General features: G+C 65.9%; 19 protein-coding genes. 9 read left to right on the forward strand and 10 right to left on the reverse strand.

The features are described from left to right. Nucleotides 1–461 precede the first annotated feature (461 nt). Nucleotides 462–1079: a uracil-DNA glycosylase gene (locus tag D3877_RS07575; RefSeq protein WP_119830053.1), complete on the reverse strand. Its 618-nt coding sequence runs from the start codon at nt 1077–1079 to the stop codon at nt 462–464. Nucleotides 1080–1214: 135 nt separating this feature from the next. Here D3877_RS07575 and D3877_RS07580 point away from each other — a divergent pair, with 135 nt between their 5' ends. After that, nucleotides 1215–1586: a 4a-hydroxytetrahydrobiopterin dehydratase gene (locus D3877_RS07580; protein ID WP_119830054.1), complete on the forward strand. Its 372-nt coding sequence runs from the start codon at nt 1215–1217 to the stop codon at nt 1584–1586. A gap of 122 nt (nt 1587–1708) precedes the next feature. Here D3877_RS07580 and dgcA read toward each other — a convergent pair whose 3' ends face one another. The 8 genes from dgcA to minC all read right to left on the reverse strand — a co-directional run bounded on the left by dgcA (nt 1709) and on the right by minC (nt 9896). Next, on the reverse strand, nt 1709–2716 hold the full coding sequence (dgcA, locus tag D3877_RS07585) for an N-acetyl-D-Glu racemase DgcA (RefSeq protein ID WP_119830055.1): 1008 nt from the start codon (nt 2714–2716) through the stop codon (nt 1709–1711). A 91-nt stretch (nt 2717–2807) separates the two neighbouring features. Further along, the gene (locus tag D3877_RS07590; protein ID WP_238474773.1) at nt 2808–3851 is read right to left on the reverse strand and encodes a methyl-accepting chemotaxis protein; all 1044 of its coding nucleotides are present in this window, start codon (nt 3849–3851) and stop codon (nt 2808–2810) included. Between the two features lie 346 nt (nt 3852–4197). After that, nucleotides 4198–5508, reverse strand: a complete 1311-nt coding sequence (locus D3877_RS30810) for a methyl-accepting chemotaxis protein (RefSeq protein ID WP_119830056.1) — start codon at nt 5506–5508, stop codon at nt 4198–4200. Then, a complete protein-coding gene (locus D3877_RS07600) occupies nt 5483–6007 on the reverse strand; it encodes a PAS domain-containing protein (RefSeq protein WP_119830057.1) in 525 nt (174 codons plus the stop codon). The genes D3877_RS30810 and D3877_RS07600 overlap by 26 nt, the downstream gene beginning before the upstream one ends. 244 nt (nt 6008–6251) lie before the next feature. After that, nucleotides 6252–7619, reverse strand: a complete 1368-nt coding sequence (locus D3877_RS07605) for a CRTAC1 family protein (RefSeq protein WP_119830058.1) — start codon at nt 7617–7619, stop codon at nt 6252–6254. A 279-nt stretch (nt 7620–7898) separates the two neighbouring features. Next, nucleotides 7899–8285 carry a cell division topological specificity factor MinE gene (gene minE / locus D3877_RS31130; protein ID WP_119830059.1) on the reverse strand — a complete coding sequence of 129 codons (387 nt, stop codon included), beginning with the start codon at nt 8283–8285 and terminating at the stop codon, nt 7899–7901. Further along, on the reverse strand, nt 8282–9097 hold the full coding sequence (gene minD, locus D3877_RS07615; RefSeq protein ID WP_119830847.1) for a septum site-determining protein MinD: 816 nt from the start codon (nt 9095–9097) through the stop codon (nt 8282–8284). The genes minE and minD overlap by 4 nt, the downstream gene beginning before the upstream one ends. Before the next feature lie 49 nt (nt 9098–9146). Next, entirely contained in the window at nt 9147–9896 is a 750-nt protein-coding gene (minC, locus tag D3877_RS07620; RefSeq protein WP_119830060.1) for a septum site-determining protein MinC, read from the reverse strand. Nucleotides 9897–10544: 648 nt separating this feature from the next. Between minC and D3877_RS07625 the strand changes: the two genes are divergently transcribed. After that, nucleotides 10545–11297, forward strand: a complete 753-nt coding sequence (locus D3877_RS07625) for a PhoH family protein (RefSeq protein WP_119830061.1) — start codon at nt 10545–10547, stop codon at nt 11295–11297. A 200-nt stretch (nt 11298–11497) separates the two neighbouring features. Beyond that, nucleotides 11498–13642 (forward strand): bacteriohemerythrin, encoded by a 2145-nt coding sequence (locus D3877_RS07630; RefSeq protein WP_119830848.1) that lies wholly within the window; start codon nt 11498–11500, stop codon nt 13640–13642. Nucleotides 13643–13673: 31 nt separating this feature from the next. Here the strand turns inward: D3877_RS07630 and D3877_RS07635 are convergent, their stop codons facing one another. After that, nucleotides 13674–14720: an alpha/beta hydrolase family protein gene (locus tag D3877_RS07635; RefSeq protein ID WP_119830062.1), complete on the reverse strand. Its 1047-nt coding sequence runs from the start codon at nt 14718–14720 to the stop codon at nt 13674–13676. Nucleotides 14721–14894: 174 nt separating this feature from the next. On the opposite strand from D3877_RS07635, the gene D3877_RS07640 reads away from it, so the two are divergent. From D3877_RS07640 to D3877_RS07665, 6 genes are all read left to right on the forward strand, one after another. After that, on the forward strand, nt 14895–15509 hold the full coding sequence (locus tag D3877_RS07640) for an SCO family protein (protein WP_119830849.1): 615 nt from the start codon (nt 14895–14897) through the stop codon (nt 15507–15509). Nucleotides 15510–15760: 251 nt separating this feature from the next. Beyond that, nucleotides 15761–16129 carry an AtpZ/AtpI family protein gene (locus tag D3877_RS07645; protein ID WP_119830063.1) on the forward strand — a complete coding sequence of 123 codons (369 nt, stop codon included), beginning with the start codon at nt 15761–15763 and terminating at the stop codon, nt 16127–16129. Nucleotides 16130–16141: 12 nt separating this feature from the next. After that, nucleotides 16142–16885 (forward strand): F0F1 ATP synthase subunit A, encoded by a 744-nt coding sequence (locus D3877_RS07650; protein ID WP_119830064.1) that lies wholly within the window; start codon nt 16142–16144, stop codon nt 16883–16885. Between the two features lie 69 nt (nt 16886–16954). Next, nucleotides 16955–17179, forward strand: a complete 225-nt coding sequence (locus D3877_RS07655; protein WP_119830065.1) for an ATP synthase subunit C family protein — start codon at nt 16955–16957, stop codon at nt 17177–17179. A 95-nt stretch (nt 17180–17274) separates the two neighbouring features. Beyond that, nucleotides 17275–17922 carry a F0F1 ATP synthase subunit B family protein gene (locus D3877_RS07660; protein ID WP_119830066.1) on the forward strand — a complete coding sequence of 216 codons (648 nt, stop codon included), beginning with the start codon at nt 17275–17277 and terminating at the stop codon, nt 17920–17922. Further along, a complete protein-coding gene (locus tag D3877_RS07665) occupies nt 17922–18404 on the forward strand; it encodes a F0F1 ATP synthase subunit B family protein (RefSeq protein ID WP_199720720.1) in 483 nt (160 codons plus the stop codon). The genes D3877_RS07660 and D3877_RS07665 overlap by 1 nt, the downstream gene beginning before the upstream one ends. Nucleotides 18405–18509 lie beyond the last annotated feature (105 nt).

Below are 18509 nucleotides of genomic sequence, written 5' to 3' on the forward strand. Positions count from 1 at the left end.
CAATGGGTAATCGGCCTTCGGAAAAGGAATGAATTTCCGTTGCGGAAGGTGTCCTGTGACTGCTTCTCTCCGCTCACCATGAAAGGATAATTTGATAATATTCAGTGCGTCAAATGATACTGTCGTTAAATCTCAATCAATCATCGAAAATCAATGCCATTACTATGTATGTATTTTCATTCTAAGAATTTGATGGTCGTCGGCTCTCACTGTTTCAGCGCCGAAATTGGCTTTTGTCGAGCGTGCCGCTTCCAAATCCTTGGGGGAGCCTTCTTCAGCATCCGGGATGGCGGTTCCCTGCGTCAAAATCGCCGTGCCATGGACACCGGAGCGGCAACCTGCCCGAGGAGCGAATGGCGAGCAGCGTCGCCCCTGGACAGAGAGCGATGAAACCTATGCGGAGTTCGCAGGGGTCAAGGGAAAGCTTTCCCTACCGAGTCCGCAAAGGCTCACTCAAGCGTTCATCCCGCCCGCGACCGCGCCAGCCGCAAATCATCGTGGAACACCGGGACCTCCGGCCAGTTGCCCCGCATCAGATAGCTGGGGTGGAAGGTCGGGACCACCTCGACCCCATCAAGAACACCGTCCAGCAGACGGCAGGGCAGCGGCGTTCCGCGCAGGCTGAGAATGCCGTTCCGCCCGGTCAAGGCCCAGGTCGGCGTGCGCCCGACCGCGATGATGACTCGTGGCGCGAAAGCGGCCAGCGCGTCGCGCAAATGCACGATCTCCCCGGCGTAGTCGGCCAGCAGGCGATCCGAGGTTCCGAACACCCCCCACCGCTCATCCAACGCCCGCCCCTCACGCTTGGCGCGGGCGCGGGAGGCGAAGAAATGGCCGACCTTGTTGCCGGGCGGCTGGCGGCGGAAGACGTTGGCGACCAGACACTCGCCCCGCGCGATCCCCGCCGCCGCCAACCCCTCGTCCAGCATCCGCCCGCTGCGCCCGACGAAGGGCATGCCCAACCGCGCCTCTTCCGCGCCGGGGGCCTCGCCGACGATGGCGACGCGGGGGCCGTCCACGTGTCGGGTCGGAAACTGGTAATCGGCGAAAGGCAGGTCTTGCAAAGCGGGGTTGGTCATCGGTGGTCCGGCGGAAAGAACGGAGCGGAACGGAACAGGTCGGGCGGGCTTGCCGAGGGGGCGCGGCGTCCCCACTCTTCAGAACCGTCTGTCTACCCCACTCCGCCCCGAGCCGCCACCACAGGAGCGCTCCCCATGACCACGCAAGAATCCGATCTGGCCGCCCAACGCTGCGAACCCTGCCGGGGCGGCGTTCCGGCGCTGGACCGCGACGCCGCCGAAGCCCTGTTGCCGCGCGTGCCGGGCTGGAGCCTGAAGAGCAGCCCCGACCGCGTCGAGCGGGAGTTCCGCTTCCCCGACTTCGCCCAGGCGCAGAGCTTCGCCGTCCAGGTCGGCGGCGTCTGCGAAGCGGAGGGCCATCACGCCGACCTCCGTTACGGCTGGGGCTATTGCGGCGTGTCCTTTTGGTCGCACAAGATCAACGGCCTGCACGAGAACGACTTCATCATGGCGGCGAAGGTCAACGCGCTGGCGGGAGAGGTCGACGCCGGATTGCCCCCTCCCTAACCCTCCCCCGCTGACGCGGGAGAGGGGACTGCCGCTGAGCGCTGACAAAGGTCCGGCCCCCTCTCCCGCGCAGCGGGGGAGGGATGGGGAGGGGGAAAACCCCGACGCAGCAACGCGTCTCCCTACCCCCACAGCTCCGGCGCCGGGGGCTGCACAACGGCCCCGTTATAACTCAGACCCGGCGCGCGATCCTCGGCCAGCAGCAACGGGCCGTCGAGATCGACATAGCGGGCGCCCTGCCCGACCAGCATCGCCGGGGCCATGGCGAGCGACGTCGCGACCATGCAGCCGACCATCACGTCAAAGCCCAGCGCGTCCGCCGCCCGGCGCATCGCCAACGCCTCCGTCAGCCCGCCGGTCTTGTCCAGCTTGATGTTGACCACTTGGTACAGCCCCCTCAGCCCTTCCAGCGACTCAACGCCGTGGCAGGATTCGTCCGCGCCCAGCGGCACCGGACAGCGCACGCCGCGCAGCGCCTCGTCCTGCCCGGCGGGAAGCGGCTGTTCGATCATCTCCACCCCCAGCGCGGCCAGCGCCGGGCCGAACTGGTGGAGTTGCTCCAGCGTCCAGCCCTCGTTGGCGTCCACCACCAGCCGCGCCGCCGGGGCCGCCGCCCGCACCGCCGCCACCCGTTCCAGATCGCCCGCGCCGGTCAGCTTCATCTTGAACAGGGGATGGCGCGCCGCCCGCTCGCGCGCCGCCGCCGCCATCGCCGCCGGTTCATCGACGCTCAGCGTGTAGCAGGTGGTCAGCGGGCCGGGCGCAACGGCCAACCCCGCCGCCCGCCAGACCGGCGCGCCCGATTGTTTGGCCTCCAGATCCCACAGGGCGCAATCCAGCGCGTTGCGCGCCGCCCCCGGCGGCAAGGCGGCGGCCAGCCCGGCGCGGTCCATCCCCAAGGCCACGGCCTCGGCCAGTCCCTCCAGCGCCGAAATCACCCCCTCGACGCTCTCGCCGTAACGGGCGTAGGGCACGCACTCGCCCCAGCCGCGATGGGGGCCGTCCGTCACCTCGGCCACCACCACGGCGGCCTCGGTCTTGGCCCCGCGTGAAATCCGAAAGGCGCCGCGAATCAGAAAGCGTTCGCAACGAACCGTCAAACGGCGCACGGAGGAAACAGGGGTGGGCATGAGACGACGCTCCAGGCCAAAACGCGACAGGGGCCGGGAGTGTATCCCGGCCCCTGTCGATGATCGACCCATCCGTGAGCCGGAAAGCGCGTCACCGCTCCTGAACGATGACCCCGTACCAGCCCAACCCCTTGTAAGTCTCATAGCCCGGCGTCAGGGCGTAACCAAGAACCCGGTTGCCGTCCACATAATGGCCCATCACCCCGCCGCCCCGGCGCAGGGGCAGGCTTTCCGTCAGGATGCCGCGCCCGTCCGAGGAGGCGATCACCCGATGGCGGGCGTCGAGCAGCAGGCAGCGCGAGCGTTCCCGCTCATGCTCCTCCAACCGCACGCCTTGAACCACGGCGGCGGCCTGCGGCTCCCAATCAAAGAAGATGCCGAGCACGCCGAGAACCTCGCCGTTCGCCTCGCCGTCGCGACGGATGGCGGTGGCGTAGGTGGCGACGACGCGGTCGTCCAGCGAGCCGTTGCGGGCGACGTCGCCGACGATGAACTCCCCGCCGTTGCTGGTCGCCATCGCCTGGCGGAACCACGCCTCGTTGGCGACGTTGGCGCCGCGCGCCTGCCGGTAACGGTCGGGGCGGCCGTTGGCGATGACCTCGCCGTTCCGGTCGGCGATCCACAGATCCAGATACACCGTGTAGGATTCAAGGATCACGCCCAGCCGGTGCGCGGCGTGGCGGCGCGCGTCCTCCGTCGGGTCGGCGGCGCAATCGACAACGGCGCTGTCGGTCGCCCACCAACGGACGTCGCAGGAGCGTTCGTACAGATTGCGGTCGATGATCTCGATCATGTTCAAAGACAGGTCGGCCAGCCGCTTGCCGTGCATCTCCTGCACCATGGCGCTGCCGGTGGTGGTCAGATGATCGACGCGGGCGACGATCTCCGAGCGCAATTCCTTGGTGATGCTGTTGACCTGGGTCGAGATCTCCGAGACCTCGTTCGCCACCACGGCGAAGCCGCGCCCGGCGTCGCCCGCCCGCGCCGCCTCGATCAGCGCGTTCATCGCCAGCATTTTGGTGCGGCGGGTGATGTCCTCGATCAGCGTCACTTTCTTCGACGCCACATCCAGCACGCCGCGTGACAGCTCGAACAGATCGGTGCCCGCCATGCTCATTTTTTCGTCCCCCGCCATGACCGTCTCGTTCATTCCCTATCTAATCAAAAGCCGTGCCAAGCGTCACGGCGCCGCCACACTGACCCAAAATCCGGCCATTCCTGCGGAGTCGCCCCCTCCGCACCAGCCCCGATCATTCGTTCACAAAGGTTCTCTCCTGCGATGACTTGCCTTCTTTTCGGGCATTCCGGCATCACAAAAGACAACAGCCTGTGAACAGGGTCCATATGTTGCGGCGATGTAACATATTTTTGGGATCGACACGAAACAAAAAACCCGTGCCGCCCGTCAATTCGTTGCTTTCATATCGCAACGCACCGACACGCAACACGGGTGTGCTCAATCCATGGGCAGAGGCCGCCAATCAGGCGGCGCGGCCCATCTCATCCAGGAAGGTCTGAACATCGCGGGTCAGGCCATCCGCCTCGACCGCCATCCGTTCGGACGCGGCGAACACCGCGTGCGCGGCGCCGCTGGTGCGGCTGGCCGCTTCGGTGACGTCGCGGATGTCGTTGGACACCGTCCGGGTGCCCGCCGCCGCCTGTTCCATGTTGGCGACGATCTCGTGAACCGCCGCGCCTTGTTGCTCGATCCCGGCGCTGATGCCGCCCGCGATGCCGTTGATCGTGTGAATGGTGCGGCCAATGCCAAGAATGGAGCCGACCGCTTGATCGGTGGAGTTTTGAATCCCGGCGATCTGGCTGGCGATGTCGCCGGTCGCCTTGGCCGTCTGGTCGGCCAGCCGTTTGACCTCGTTCGCCACCACGGCGAAGCCCTTGCCGGCGTCGCCCGCGCGGGCCGCCTCGATGGTGGCGTTCAGCGCCAACAGGTTGGTCTGGCTGGCGATGTCGTTGATGAGGGTGACGACCTCGCCCACCGTGCGCGCGGCACCGGACAGTTGCGCCACCAGCGCGTTGGAGCGTTCCGCCTCGCCCGCCGCGCCTTCGGCCACCTTGGCGATTTCCTCGACCTGCCGGGCGATTTCACCGATGGAGGCCGACAATTGTTCCGTCGCCGCCGCGACGCTGCCGACGTTGGAGCCGGTCTGCGCCGCTGTGGACGCGACGGAGGAGGCCTTGGCGCAGGCCTGATCGGCGTCCTGCTCCATGGTCCGCGCCGACAGCTCCAACTGGTGGGCGGTGTCCGCCACCTCGGTGCAGACGCGCTTGATCTGCCCCTCGAACCGGGCGGCGACCCCGGCGAAGCCCGCCACCTTTTTGGAAATGCTGTCGGTCGCCGCGTTGATGGTGCGGCTGGCGTGCAGGAAGCCGCCCTGCATGCCGCGCTCAACAATGCGGCGGAAGTATTTGTGTTCCGAAACGCACTTCATCGAGGCGGTCGCCTCGCGCACGAAGGCGTCGGTGCGGTCGATGGCGTCGTTGGTGGCGTGCATCAACTCGCCCAACGGGCCGCCTTCGCGGATGCCGATGACGCGGGCCTCGAAATCGCCCCGCGCCACCGCGCGGTTGACCTCGACCAATTGCGCCACCGCCGCGCCGCTGCGGTTCAGAAACAGCCCAGCCCCGGCCAGCGCCGCCAAAGCCCCGACGCCGAAGCCAAGACGCAGCGCGCCGCCGCCAAAGCCGATGGCGTCGGCCAGAAGCGGGACGACCAGAAGAGCGGCGGCCAGAGCGGTGCAGGCGGCGGCCTTAAAGAGAGAAGACGAATTCGTCATACCCGATCCCCTTCTCGGTCAGCAGCCCGACCACCGTGGCGAAGCCCGCCGCCATGCCCTGTTTGCGGTCGGCGTGGCTGTTTTCAATGTCCAGCAGCGTGCGGTACAGCGGCACGACCTTGTCCACCGCCGAACGGTCCGGAACCCGGCGGGAGGAATGGTAGCCGATCACACGCCCGCCCGCGTCAAAGCTGGGCGTCACATGGGCGAAGACCCAGTAATGATCGCCGTTGCGCGCCCGATTGATGACGTAAGCGAAGATTTCCTGCTTGGCTTCCAGCGTGTCCCACAACAGCTTGAAGACACAGCGCGGCATGGCCGGGTGACGCACGATGGAGTGCGGCGCGCCCATCAACTCCGCCTCGCCATACCCGGCGACGCGCTGGAACACCCGGTTGGCGTAGGTGATCCGCCCTTTCAAATCGGTTTTGGAAACGATGACCTCATCGGCGTCGAAAAACCGCTCCACCCCCGTCAGGGGAACATCCTGTCGTGCCATCGTCCCTGCCGATTCCTAGGCCCCCCAAAGGGGTCCGTCTGGTGAAATCCGTCCAGCAGCCTGCAAAAACCGAACGAAAGGTTGTGCAAAGAATGCAGTTCTTCGAGCGTCCAACCGCGTGGACACCGAAACAAATGCCAATCTAAAGAGACGGGAGGTTTCAGAAAAGATGAAACTTGTTGCTGCGCTGAAATATCCAGGGAGCGAATCTGTCGCGGATTTTACACAATAACCTTTTGTAAGGTCATTCCGGCGGATATGGCACCGTCAAAACCCGGCCAATCGGCGGATTTTCAACCTCAACCACGCTGCCGTCGGGCCAGCGCACTTCGATCCGCTCAACCTCATGGCACGGCCCCAAACCGAAATGGGCGACCGGCTCGCCCTGGCACAGATAGCCCGATCCGGCGCAAACGATCCGGCGTTGCCGCCGCCCCTGCGCGACACAACTCACCATGGCGCCGCGCGCCGGGGCGCCATAGGGGGTCAAGGGCATGACGCGCAACCACCCATGATGATTCGCTTCCGGCCGGAAAATGGACAGCGGTTGCGCCGTTCCGTCGCCATGCGCCAGAACCAGCTCCAGGCGGCCATCGCCGTCGATGTCCACCGCCACCGCGCCGGTTCCCGACCCCTTCGGTTCGGCGGCGTCGCCCAACGGCAGTTCCTGCCATGATTCCTCGCGCCAGCCAAACAGGCGGTTCGGCTCACCCTGGGTGTGGAAGAACAGCTCCTCATAGCCGTCATTGTCGAAATCGGCGACCACCACCGTCGTCACCCGCCCCGGCATCGACAGATCGCCTTCGGCCAGATCGACGAAGCCGCCACCCGAGCGCTGCTGAAACAAGCGCTGCGCGCCGTCCCAACCGCCGATCAACAGACCGAACAGCCCGTCGCCATCGGCGTCGATCGCCGCCACCGCCCGGTTGGGGGCGCGGGAATCGGCGATTCCCCGCTCCTCGGCGATTTCCTCGAAATTGCCGTCGCCCAGATTGCGGAAAAGCTGATTGGGGCCGCCGTCGTTCAGAACCACCAGATCCATGCGGTCGGAGACGATGGGCAGCCCCGCCACCCCGCGCGCGGCGACGATGACGTCCAACCCAGCCTCTTCCGCCCCATCCTCCAGACGGCCCCGGCGGCTCAGCTCCAGCAGACGCAGCGGCCCGCCGTCGGTCGCCACCACAAAGCCGTAACGACCATGGCCGAAGCGGTCGAGCGCCGCCACCGCGCGCGCCGCCGTCCGATTGCCCGCCGCCGCGTTTTCCGGTTGCCCCAACAGGTCGAGCCAATGTTTGCCAAAGCAGGCGAACAGCCGATCCGCCACGTCCTTTGGCCCGCTGGCCTGATCGGAATTGACGACATACAGCTCTTCCCGGCCATCGCCGTCGATGTCGGCGGCGGCCAGCCCGATGGCGCAGCCGGTCGGGTCGGCCAGCAGCGGCCCGGCGACGTCCACCAGACGGGCGCCGTCCCATTTCAAAACCAGATTGTGGGTGCGGTATCCGGCCACCACCAGCTCGAACACGCCATCCCCGTCAAGATCGACCACCGCGACGCCGTTCGACAGACGCGGCGGGTTGACGGGCAGCAGCGACGAGCAGTCGATGAACATCGGAACCCTCATTGTCCGATGACGCCATCCAAGATGGCGTCATCCCGTTGACCGCGCGCCGCGATGCAGAGCCTTGTCCCGATTGGTCTTTCACAGCGCGTCGTTCGTAAATACCGCGTCCGGCGTCCCCCGTAAACCCAGACGGAGGGCGTGGTCCGGCGACGCCGCGTCCCGCGCCCGTTTCCAGGCATGAAAAAACCCTGCGTCCGGTCCACGCGGCGCGCGGCGGAACGCAGGGTTGCAAACACCCAACCGAGTTCGGCTCAGCGGCGCTTCTGGTCAGTGGCGCTTCTTGACGCCGCCATTGGTCAGCGGGCCGTTGGCGGCCAGCTTGTCATCCTCGTCATCCTGGTCCGCGCTGGCCGACGGCTTCAGATCGGGCTTCTTGACGGCGGCCATCGCCGACTTCAGTTGCTCGCGCGCCGGAAGCTCGATGTTGAGTTCCAGGGTGGAGCAATCGCCGCCACGGTCCAGCTTCACCTCGACCTTGTTCTGGTCGATGTCGATGTATTTGGCGATCACCGCCAACAGCTCTTGCTGGAGCATCGGCAGGTAATCCGGCCCGGTCCGCCCGGCGCGCTCATGCGCCATGACGATCTGCAAGCGCTCCTTGGCCTGCACCGCCGACGGCCGGGGGGCCGAGCGGAAAAAGCTGAAGATGCTCATGCGCTCCTCCGCAGGAGACGGCTGAACAGGCCCTTCTTCTGGGGGCTGACGAAGCGATGTTCGATCTCGTCGCCCAGGAAACGGCCAACCGCGTCGGTGTAAGCCTGACCGGCGTTCGACGCCTCGTCCAAAATCACCGGCATGCCGACGTTCGACGCGCGCAGCACCGCCTGGCTTTCCGGGATCACGCCGAGCAGCGGAATGGCGAGGATCTCCAGCACGTCGTCGACCTTCAGCATCTCGCCGCGCTCCACCCGTTCCGGGTCGTAGCGGGTCAGCAAAAGCTGCTGCGTCACCGGCTCCAACCCCTGCTCCGCCCGGCGCGAGCGCGAGGCCAGCACGCCGAGGATGCGGTCGCTGTCGCGCACCGACGACACTTCCGGGTTGGTGACGATGATGGCGTGATCGGCGAAATAGAGCGACATCAACGCCCCGCGCTCGATGCCCGCCGGGCTGTCGCACAGGATGTAGTCGAACTCCTTCGACAGATCGTTCAGGACGCGCTCCACGCCGGCGGGGGTCAGCGCGTCCTTGTCGCGGGTCTGCGAGGTCGGCAGGATGTACAGATTGTCGATCCGCTTGTCCTTGATCAGCGCCTGGCTCAGCTTGGCTTCGCCGTTGATGACGTTGATGAAGTCGAAGACGACCCGGCGTTCGCAGCCCATGACGAGATCGAGGTTGCGCAGACCAACGTCGAAATCGATGACGACCGTCTTGAAACCGCGCAAGGCCAACCCGGTTGCGAACGCGGCGGACGAGGTCGTCTTGCCGACACCGCCCTTGCCGGAGGTCATGACGATGATCTTGCTCAACGGAGCCTCTCCCATAATCCCAAAGTTGCCAACACCAAAACCCTGTCGCTCAGACCGTCTTCAGCAGGTCCATGCGCAAAACCCCTTCACGCAGGAAAACCTGCACCGGCTTCTTGAAAAAGTCACTGCCGATGTCTTCGCTGACGCGGTAAATCCCTGCGACAGAGACGACCTCGGCCTCCAGGCTGTGGCAGAACACGCGGGCGTTGATGTCGCCCGACACCCCGGCCAGCGCCCGACCGCGCAGCGCGCCATACACGTGAATGTTGCCGTCGGCCAGCAGCTCCGCCCCCGGCGACACCGACGCCGTGATGATGAGGTCGGTCTTTTCGGCGTAAACCTGCATGCCGGAGCGCACCGGCTCCGTCACCACGACGGCCGGACGGTGCACCACCTCGATCGTGACCGTCGCCGCCGGGTTGGCGGCGCGCGGGTCCGGTCCCTTGGCGACCTCCAGCTTGGCGGCGCGCCCGGTCGGCATCGGCGTCAGACCGGCGGCGAGCGCGGCCTCCTGCACCGGACGAGGGCCACCTTGGAAGCCGACCGGCAGCAGATGATGCGCCCGCACCTGCGCCACAAAGGCGGCGAGATCGAAGACCACCGTGTCCGGCAGCTCATCGAAATCCAGCACGACGGGGGCGTTGCGGAAGAAATTCGGCGCCTGCCGAACCTTCACGTTCAACTGCGGGAAAAAATCTTGGGAATTCGGAGCGTTGACCTTCAACACCATCATGGTGAAGGAATTGCCCCGCAACTGGAACGGCGCGTCCCGTTCGGCAACCTGATTGGCGCTGCTCACCGCTGCCTTCCCGTCTGTTCCTGCCGACCCGACCCGCTCATGCCACCCCACCCGACCCGCCACCCGAACGGGTGATCTTCGGTCTTCAATCTTTTGCACATCGTTGGTGACGGCGACGACGCGTCGGCGTCCCGACTTCTAGCCGTCCGCCCGGCCTTGGTTCAAGCGAATCCCACCGCAAGGACGGCATCGCCCAGAATCAACGCCGAAAATCCCCATTGCGCCGAATAGTAGCCAATGCCGCCGCTTGCGGCAAAGCCTTTCGCCCGCCGCCGCCGCGCCCAACCGCCCAGCCTGTGGCGTGTCCGCCACACCACATATGGTGTGAATATTTCGAGTCATGCGCAATTCCATCTGGCGCGCCGCCCGCTCCGCGCTCATCCTGCGCCTCAGTGGGTCGCCACGACGACGAGGGTCATTTGCGCCTGTGTCCGCTCAAACGAGACCGCAAGTCTCTTCCGCCCGCAGGGGCCAGCGCAACGGCGGCCCTTCGCCGTCACCGCGCGACGGCAGAGTTCCCCCGTCCCTCAAAACTCCTTCGTCCCGCAGCGCCCGCCATCCAGCATCGTCGATCAACGAACCTCCCACCGTCGGGAGGTTTTTTTGTGCCCGGAATCAGCGCCACCCCCACTGTCGAGGAGACGCGTCATGGCCAAACGTTCGAGCAAAGCGATCGCCAGCACACCGGCGTCCACACGGGATGAATCGACCGTCCTCCCCCTGTTCCCCAGCCGGTCCGGCTGGGATCCGCTGGCCGGAGAGGAGCGGCGCGACCAAAGCTATCTGCGCACGGTCAAGCCGCAGAACGCGAATCAGAAGGCGCTGATGGACGCCATCGCCACCCACAATCTGGTGGTCGCCCTGGGTCCGGCGGGGACCGGCAAGACCTATTTGGCGATCTCGGCGGCGGTCGAGGCGTTGGAGGAGGGCAGCGTCGACCGCATCGTCCTCTCCCGCCCGGCGCTGGAAGCGGGCGAGAGCATCGGCTATCTGCCCGGCGACATGCACGAAAAGATGGCGCCCTTCCTGCGCCCGCTGACCGACGCGCTGTCCGACCGGATGGGAGCCAAGCGCCTGCGCGCCCTGATGGCCGAGGGAACCATCGAGGTCGCCCCGATTGGCTACATGCGCGGACGGACGCTGAACAACGCCTTCGTCGTGATCGACGAGGCCCAGAACTGCACCTATTCCCAAATCAAGATGCTGCTGACCCGGTTGGGCTGGCATTCCACCATGGTTTTGACCGGCGACCCCGACCAGACCGACCTGCTCGACAATTTGTCCGGTCTGGCCGACATCGCCCGGCGGCTGGAAGCGGTGGAGGGAATCGCGGTCGCTCGCCTGACGGAAAAGGACATCGTCCGTCACCCCTTGGTCGCCAGCATGCTGACCGTTTTGTAACAAAAAATTGAATCGGCGCGCGGGTTTGGAATGAAGCCATCGCCGCGCGCCAACAAACGCACGTCGCCGTGTGTTTTTGATGCGTGACTCCGGAAAAAATCAGTCCAGCAAACGATACGTCTTGACGAGCATAGGGGTGACGGCAAAAGTCACAAAAATTTTATGCAAATGACAGATTTGTGACCGGAGGACCGTTGGCCGTGTTTGAGCGCATCAGCATCAAGGGCAAAATCGGGGTGATTCTGGCGGCCGCCGGCGTCGGGCTTCTCCTGGTCGCCATCGTCAGCCTGCTCGGGCTGCGAAGCGAAATGATGGCCGACCGTCAGGACAAGACCCGCAACGTGGTGGAGGTCGCTCACACCCTGATCGCCCATTACGAAGCGCAAGAGCGCGCCGGAAGCCTTAGTCGAGACGCTGCCCAGGCGGCGGCCAAAGCGGCTTTGCGGGCGCTGCGTCACGACGGGTCTGAATATTTCTTCCTAACCGACCTGTCGCCCCGGATGATGATGCACCCGATCAAGCCGGAACTCGACGGCAAGGATCTGTCGCAAGACGCTGACCCGACCGGGAAAAAGCTGTTCGTCGAGTTCGTCCGCGTGGTCAAGGCCAGTGGGGCCGGATTCGTCGATTACCAATGGCCCAAACCGGGTTTCGCCAAGCCGGCGCCCAAGCTGTCCTACGTGATGGGCTTCACCCCATGGGGCTGGCTGGTCGGATCGGGCATCTACATCGACGATGTCGACGCCGCGTTCCACGACGCCGCCCTGCGCTTGGGCGCCATTGGTCTGCTGATCGCTCTGGCGGCGACCCTCGTCGCCCTTCTGGTCAGCCGCGCCATCATCCGCCCGCTGGACGCGATGGGCCGCGTGATGCAGGCGCTGGCCGATGGCGACAGCGCGGTGACGGTCCCCGACACCGAACGCCGCGACGAAATCGGCGCCATGGCCCGCACGGTCGAGGTGTTCCGCGTCCAGCAGATCGACCTTGCCCGCCATTGGGAACGGCAACAGATCGACCTGCGCGTCACCGAACAGCGCGCCCGCGCGCTCAAGCGGTTGACGGACCGATTCGACGCCACCGTGGCCGACACCATCCGCTCCGTTGGCGCCGCCGTCGGCACGCTGGAAGCCACCGCCCGCAGCCTGTCGTCAACCGCCGACCGCAACCGGCAGGAGGCGACGTCCGTCGCCACCGCCTCGCAACAGGCGTCCAACAGCGTGCAGACCGTCGCGGCGGCGGCGGAGGAGTTGACCGGCGCCATCGCCGTGATTGGCGAGCAGGTCGTCACCTCCTCGACCATCTCCAGCCAAGCCGTCGCCGCGTCGCAACGCGCGGGCGCGCAGATTGACGGGTTGGGCAGCGCGGCCCAGAAAATCGGCGAGGTCGCCGACTTGATCGCCGGAATCGCCAGCCAGACCAACCTGTTGGCGCTCAACGCCACCATTGAAGCGGCCCGCGCCGGGGAGATGGGCAAGGGCTTCGCCGTCGTCGCCGGAGAGGTCAAGAATCTCGCCGGGCAGACGGCCAAGGCCACCGAGGAAATCGGCCTCCACATCGCCCAGGTTCAGGACGCGACGCGCACCGCCGTGGACGCCATCCGCGACATCGGCGGCATCGTCGCCCGCAACGACGAGATCGGCGCCTCCATCGCCTCCGCCGTCCAGCAGCAGGGCGCGGCCACCGACGAGATCGCCCGCAGCGCGTCGGACGCCGCCCATGGCGCCCGTCAAGTGTCGGACAGCATCGAAGCGGTGTCCGCCGCCGCGCTGGACACCGAACGGTCGGCGGAGGAGTTGTTGAACGCGGCGGGCGGTTTGTCGCAACAGGCCGACGCCCTGCGCGGCATGGTCGACGCCTTTCTGGTCAACGTCGAGGCGATCAACGCCGCCCCGCTGGTGACGCTGCATGACGGAAAATCCGCCGACGGCGCGGCGGTGTTCATGGCCTGGAGCGACGAGCTGACCGTCGGCGACGAGGGCATCGACACCGATCACATGATTCTGATCGCTCTGCTGAACGAGGCCGCGTCCCGCATCGCCGAACGGGCCGACCGCGCCGTCCTGACCGCCGCCATCGAGCGTCTGCTGGCCTACACTGTGCTCCATTTCGAGCAGGAAGAGCGGGTCATGGAGCGCAGCGGCTACCCCGACCAGATCGCCCACAAGGCCCAGCACGACGCGCTGCGCCAACGCGCCGCCGCCCTGAAGCAGCGGTTGGAAGCTGGGGAGGCTTCGGTCGGCGACGATCTGCTGGCTCTGGTTCGGGAATGGCTGTTCGAGCACATCCAACGCTCCGACAAGCGCATCGGCGCGCATCTGGCCCGACAGTCCCGCGCGGCGGCCTAACCGCCCGTCGCCCAGTCAGGGAAGCCCCAAGTCAGGGAAGCGTCGAGAACCCGCGCAGCAACGCCGCCGCGATCATCGCGGCGAGTTGCGCGTGCTGGTCTTCCCGCGAGACGGCGCCCTCCTTGCACAGCGCCTCATCCTCGCCCTCGGCCCGCAGGATGGCGGCTCCGCGTGGCGTGCAGACGCCGAACAGGCTGAAGGCGTTGGCGCCCGGCAACCGGATGTAGCGCGCGGTCGGCGCCGCCGCCCCCAACTCCGCCGCCTCCAGCCAGGGGGGAGTCTCGCCCCGCGCGCCCAGATTGATGATGGTCGTCGGCGCCGCGATCTCGGCCAGACCATCCCAGGAAAAGCTTCCGCTCAGTTCCGGGTCGATGACCACGGCGGTGCGAAGGCGAGGATCACGGTGAGGCCGGGTCAACGGCGCGACGTCAACCTGATGCAGATCGACGCCCGCCTTGGCGAACCACGCGCAATCCGGCCCCCCGTTGGGGCCGTCGCACAGGCGCCGGTAGCGTTCGGGGTCGAGCCGCGCGCCCACCAAAGCCAAGGACGAGGCGCCGCCGAGGAAGAACCCCACAGCCGCCACTTTTTCCATATCGGCGTGCGGCCGCACCGACGGATCGCCCTCCACCGCCGACAAGGCCGCCGACAGATCGGCTGGGCGAAGGCCAACCTCGGCGACGGCCCGCGCCGCCTCGCTTGCTTCCAGAACCGGCGGCTGAACCGCCGCGACGATGTAGCCGCGTTCGGCCAGACGGGCGCTGATCCAGCCGCTTTGATGCGGCGCGGCGCGCAAGCCGCCATGCGCGACCACCACCACCGGAAACACGCCATCGGCCATCGCCGCGTCCCGCAAGGCGGAGACCCCTGCGAACACGCTGTTCGCCCCGACGCGCTCGGGCTTGCCCCCGCTTCCGGCCGGATACCACACGGTCAGAGCGAGCGTCGCCCCGCGCTCGGGCGCTGAGACGCTCATCATCCGCACCCCGATCGCGTCGGACGCGCGCGCCGACAGGCTCCCCCCGGTGGCGCAGAGCGCCAGAAGAGCCAACGTGCGAAGTGACGACAGCGAACGCATGAGACCTCAAGACAGGAAGGACCGATCACGGCGGCGCGCCAAACTTAAGACAGCGCGCCTGCGCCCGACAAGTCCAGCTTCAACCCGATTCTGGAACGCGCCGATCTTTTGCAACCCGACGCCCGCTTTCACCCTCTTGACCTTCACGGCGGACAGGCCCATTCCTGGCGCATGATGAAGGCCCGCCTCCTCCGTATCGCCGCCGCCTCCGCTCTGGCCCTCGCCGTGTCCGCCGGCATCGCCTGGTGGCAGGTCAACAACGTCTCCTCAATGGTGCAAAGCGCGACCAAAAGCGCCGTGCCCATCGGCGGCCCCTTCACCATGACGGACCAGACCGGCAAAGCCGTCACCGACGCCGATTATCGCGGGAAATACCTGCTGATCTATTTCGGCTACACCTATTGCCCGGACGTCTGCCCCACTGAGTTGGGCGTGATGGCCAAGGCGCTTGATCTGCTGGGTCGGCAGTCGGACAAGGTCCAACCCCTGTTCATTTCGGTGGATCCCGAGCGCGACACTGTGGCGCACCTGAAGGATTACGTCGCCCTGTTCCACCCCAACCTGGTCGGCCTGACCGGCACGGCGGAGCAGGTGCGCGACACCGCGCGGGCCTACCGCGTCTATTACGCCAAGGCCCCGCAAAAGGATGGAAAGCCGGAGGATTACCTGATGGATCACTCCAGCTTCATCTATCTGATGGGGCCGGATGGCGGATTCGTCGGAGTCTACCCGGCGGGGACCACCGCCGACCGCATCGCCCAAGACCTTGGCACGCGAATCGCGGGTTGACCGATGAATCCCCCCGTCAACAGGCCCTGGAATGGCGAAAAAGCCCGGTTTTCCGGTCATACCACTTGGTTTTTTCACGCCGCGAAGCGAGACAACACGCCGCAGCGCGGCATAAACCACGCCCATTTCGATTTTATTGTTATGTTTCAACAGGTTATGCAGAGGGTTTTGCGACTTGACAGGGTTGCGCCCCGACCGTATGGTCTCGCCGCTTTCGTATGGCTGCGGGCCAACGGGAATGGCGGGGCGCTGTGACCAACAACACCCCTCCGAACCCGTTGGAAGACCTCGACGCCCGTTTGCGCAAAGCGCGAGAAGGACAGCGTGGCTGGTCGGGCGGACCTGGTAGCAAATACCACCGCCCTCCCCAGGGAGCGATGGCCACCGCGTGGCGCATAGGGACGGAGTTGGTGGCGGCCATGATCGTCGGCGTCGGCGGCGGACTTTTGTTCGACCGTTGGCTCGGCACCGCGCCCTGGGGACTGATCGTCATGTTCTTCTTCGGGGCGGCGGCGGGAGTGCTGAATGTCTACCGGGCCGTCACTGGTCTCGGCATCGCCGCCGGCTATGGCCGGCCCACTGGGGACGACAACGAGCGCCAAGACGGCGACGCACACTGAGCGAGGACGACCTTGGATCCGCTTCACCAGTTCCAAATCAACCCGTTGTTCCAGATCGTGCTCGGCGGTTACGACGTGTCGTTCACGAACTCCGCCTTGTTCATGGTCGTGGCCGTGGCGCTGATCTACGCGCTGCTGGTCGTCGGCATGGCGAACAAGTCGATGGTTCCCGGCCGTTTGCAGTCGCTGGCCGAAGTGTCCTACGAATTTGTCGCCGGTCTGGTCCGCGACAACGCCGGGCACGACGCCAAGCCCTACTTCCCCTTCGTGTTCTCGATCTTCATGTTCGTGTTGATCGGCAACATGATCGGCATGATCCCCTACACCTTCACCTTCACCAGCCACATCATCGTGACCTTCGCGCTGGCGGCGACGGTGTTCGTGTTCGTCACGATCCTGGCCCTCCTCAAGCACGGCCTGCATTTCTTCTCCTTCTTCATGCCGCACGGCGCTCCGGTGGCGCTCGCTCCGATCCTCATCCCGATCGAGGTGATCTCCTACGTGATGCGCCCCGTCAGCCTCTCGATCCGACTGTTCGCCAACATGATGGCCGGTCACACGATGCTGAAGGTGTTTGCCGGCTTTACGGTTCTGATGATCAGCGGCCTTGGCGCGCTGGGCTTCGTCACCGGCCTCGTCCCGCTGGCCATCAACGTCGCGTTGACCGGCTTCGAGTTCCTGGTGGCGTTCCTGCAAGCCTACGTCTTCTCGATCCTGACCTGCCTGTACATCCGCGACGCGCTGGAACTGCACTAACCAAACCGCAAGCCAGCCTGTCTTCTCCCTGTTCCATTGAGTTCACACTTACCTAGAGGAATGAGTACCATGGAAGCTGAAGCCGCCAAGTTCATCGGTGCCGGTCTGGCCGTTATCGCCCTCGCCGGCGTCGGCCTGGGTATCGGCAACATCTTCTCGACGCTCATCAGCTCGATCGCCCGCAACCCGGCCGTCCAGCCGAAGGTTTTCCCGATCGGCATTCTGGGCTTCGCTTTGACGGAAGCCGTCGCGCTGTTCGCCCTGCTGATCGCCTTCTTGATCCTGTTCGCCTAAGGCCAGAGCGGCTCTTTACAAAACAACGCTCTGACGCGGCGCCGAGCTTCCTTCGGGACGTTGCGGCGCCGCTCCTTTGCCTAGGGGGACCGATCATGCCGAACCTGTTGGCCAAAGGCCGGCTGGCCCGCTGGTCGGGTGTGGCGGGCGTTTCGCTCGTCACCCTCACCACGATGGCTGGCACTGTCCTGGCGGCTGCGGCGGAGCACGCTCCGGACGCGGCGCACGGCGGCGAGCACGCTTCCGGCGGCCTGCCGCAGCTCAATCCCGCCAATTTCCCGACCCAGATCTTCTGGTTGGCGCTGACCTTCGGCGTTCTCTATTACCTCATGTCCAAAAAAGCGCTCCCGCGCGTGGCCGAGGTTCTGGAGGCGCGGCAAGAGCGCATTTCGCGCGACCTCGCCAAGGCCGCCCAGTTGAAGGAAGAGGCCGAAGCCGTTCTGGCCCAGGTCGAGAAGTCCCTCGCCGGCGCCCGCGCCGAGGCGTTGACCCTCATCGGTCAGGCCAGCGCGGAGATCGAGGCGAACAATCAGGCCCGTCAGGCCGCGCTCAACGCCGACCTTTCCGCCCGTCTGACCGCCGCCGAAGCGTCCATCGCATCGGCCAAGGAACAGGCCATCGCCAACGTCCGCATCGCATCGGCCGACATCGCCCGCGACATCGCCAGCCGTCTGGCTGGAATCGACGTCGACTCGGCGCAGGCCGAAGCCGCTGTGGCCGCTGTGATTGAGGAGCGCCGGTGATGATCCAAAAGCCTGAATTCTGGGTCGCCGTCTCCTTCGTCATTTTCATGGCCCTGGTGTGGAAGAAGGCTTCGGCGGCGATCACCGCCCTGCTCGACGCCCGCGCCGCCAAGATCCGCGCCGAACTGGACGAGGCCGAGCGTCTGCACAAGGACGCTCTCGCCCTGCTCAGCGGCTATCAGCGCCGTCAGGCCGACGCGCTGAAGGAAGCGGACGCCATCCTGTCCCACGCCCGCGAAGAAGCGGCCCGTCTGCGCGCGCAGGCCGGCGCCGATCTCGAGGCGGCGTTGAAGCGTCGCGAGGCGCAGGCCTTGACCCGCATCGCCCAGGCGGAAGCCGCTGCGGTGTTGGAAGTGCGCAACCTGACCGTCGATGTCGCCATCGACGCCAGCCGTCGTCTTCTGGCTGGCGGTCTCCAGGCCGCCCAGGCGGATCTGTTGATCGAGCAGTCGATCGGCGAACTGCCCAAGCACCTGCATTGATCGCAGATACATAACTCTCTTCGGGTCCGCCGCCCTGTTTGTTGCGGAACTGAGAACAGAGTTTCGGAAAACCCCAGCCTAGCCGCTGGGGTTTTTCTTTGGTCC

This window comes from Azospirillum cavernae (assembly GCF_003590795.1).
GTDB lineage: Bacteria > Pseudomonadota > Alphaproteobacteria > Azospirillales > Azospirillaceae > Azospirillum > Azospirillum cavernae.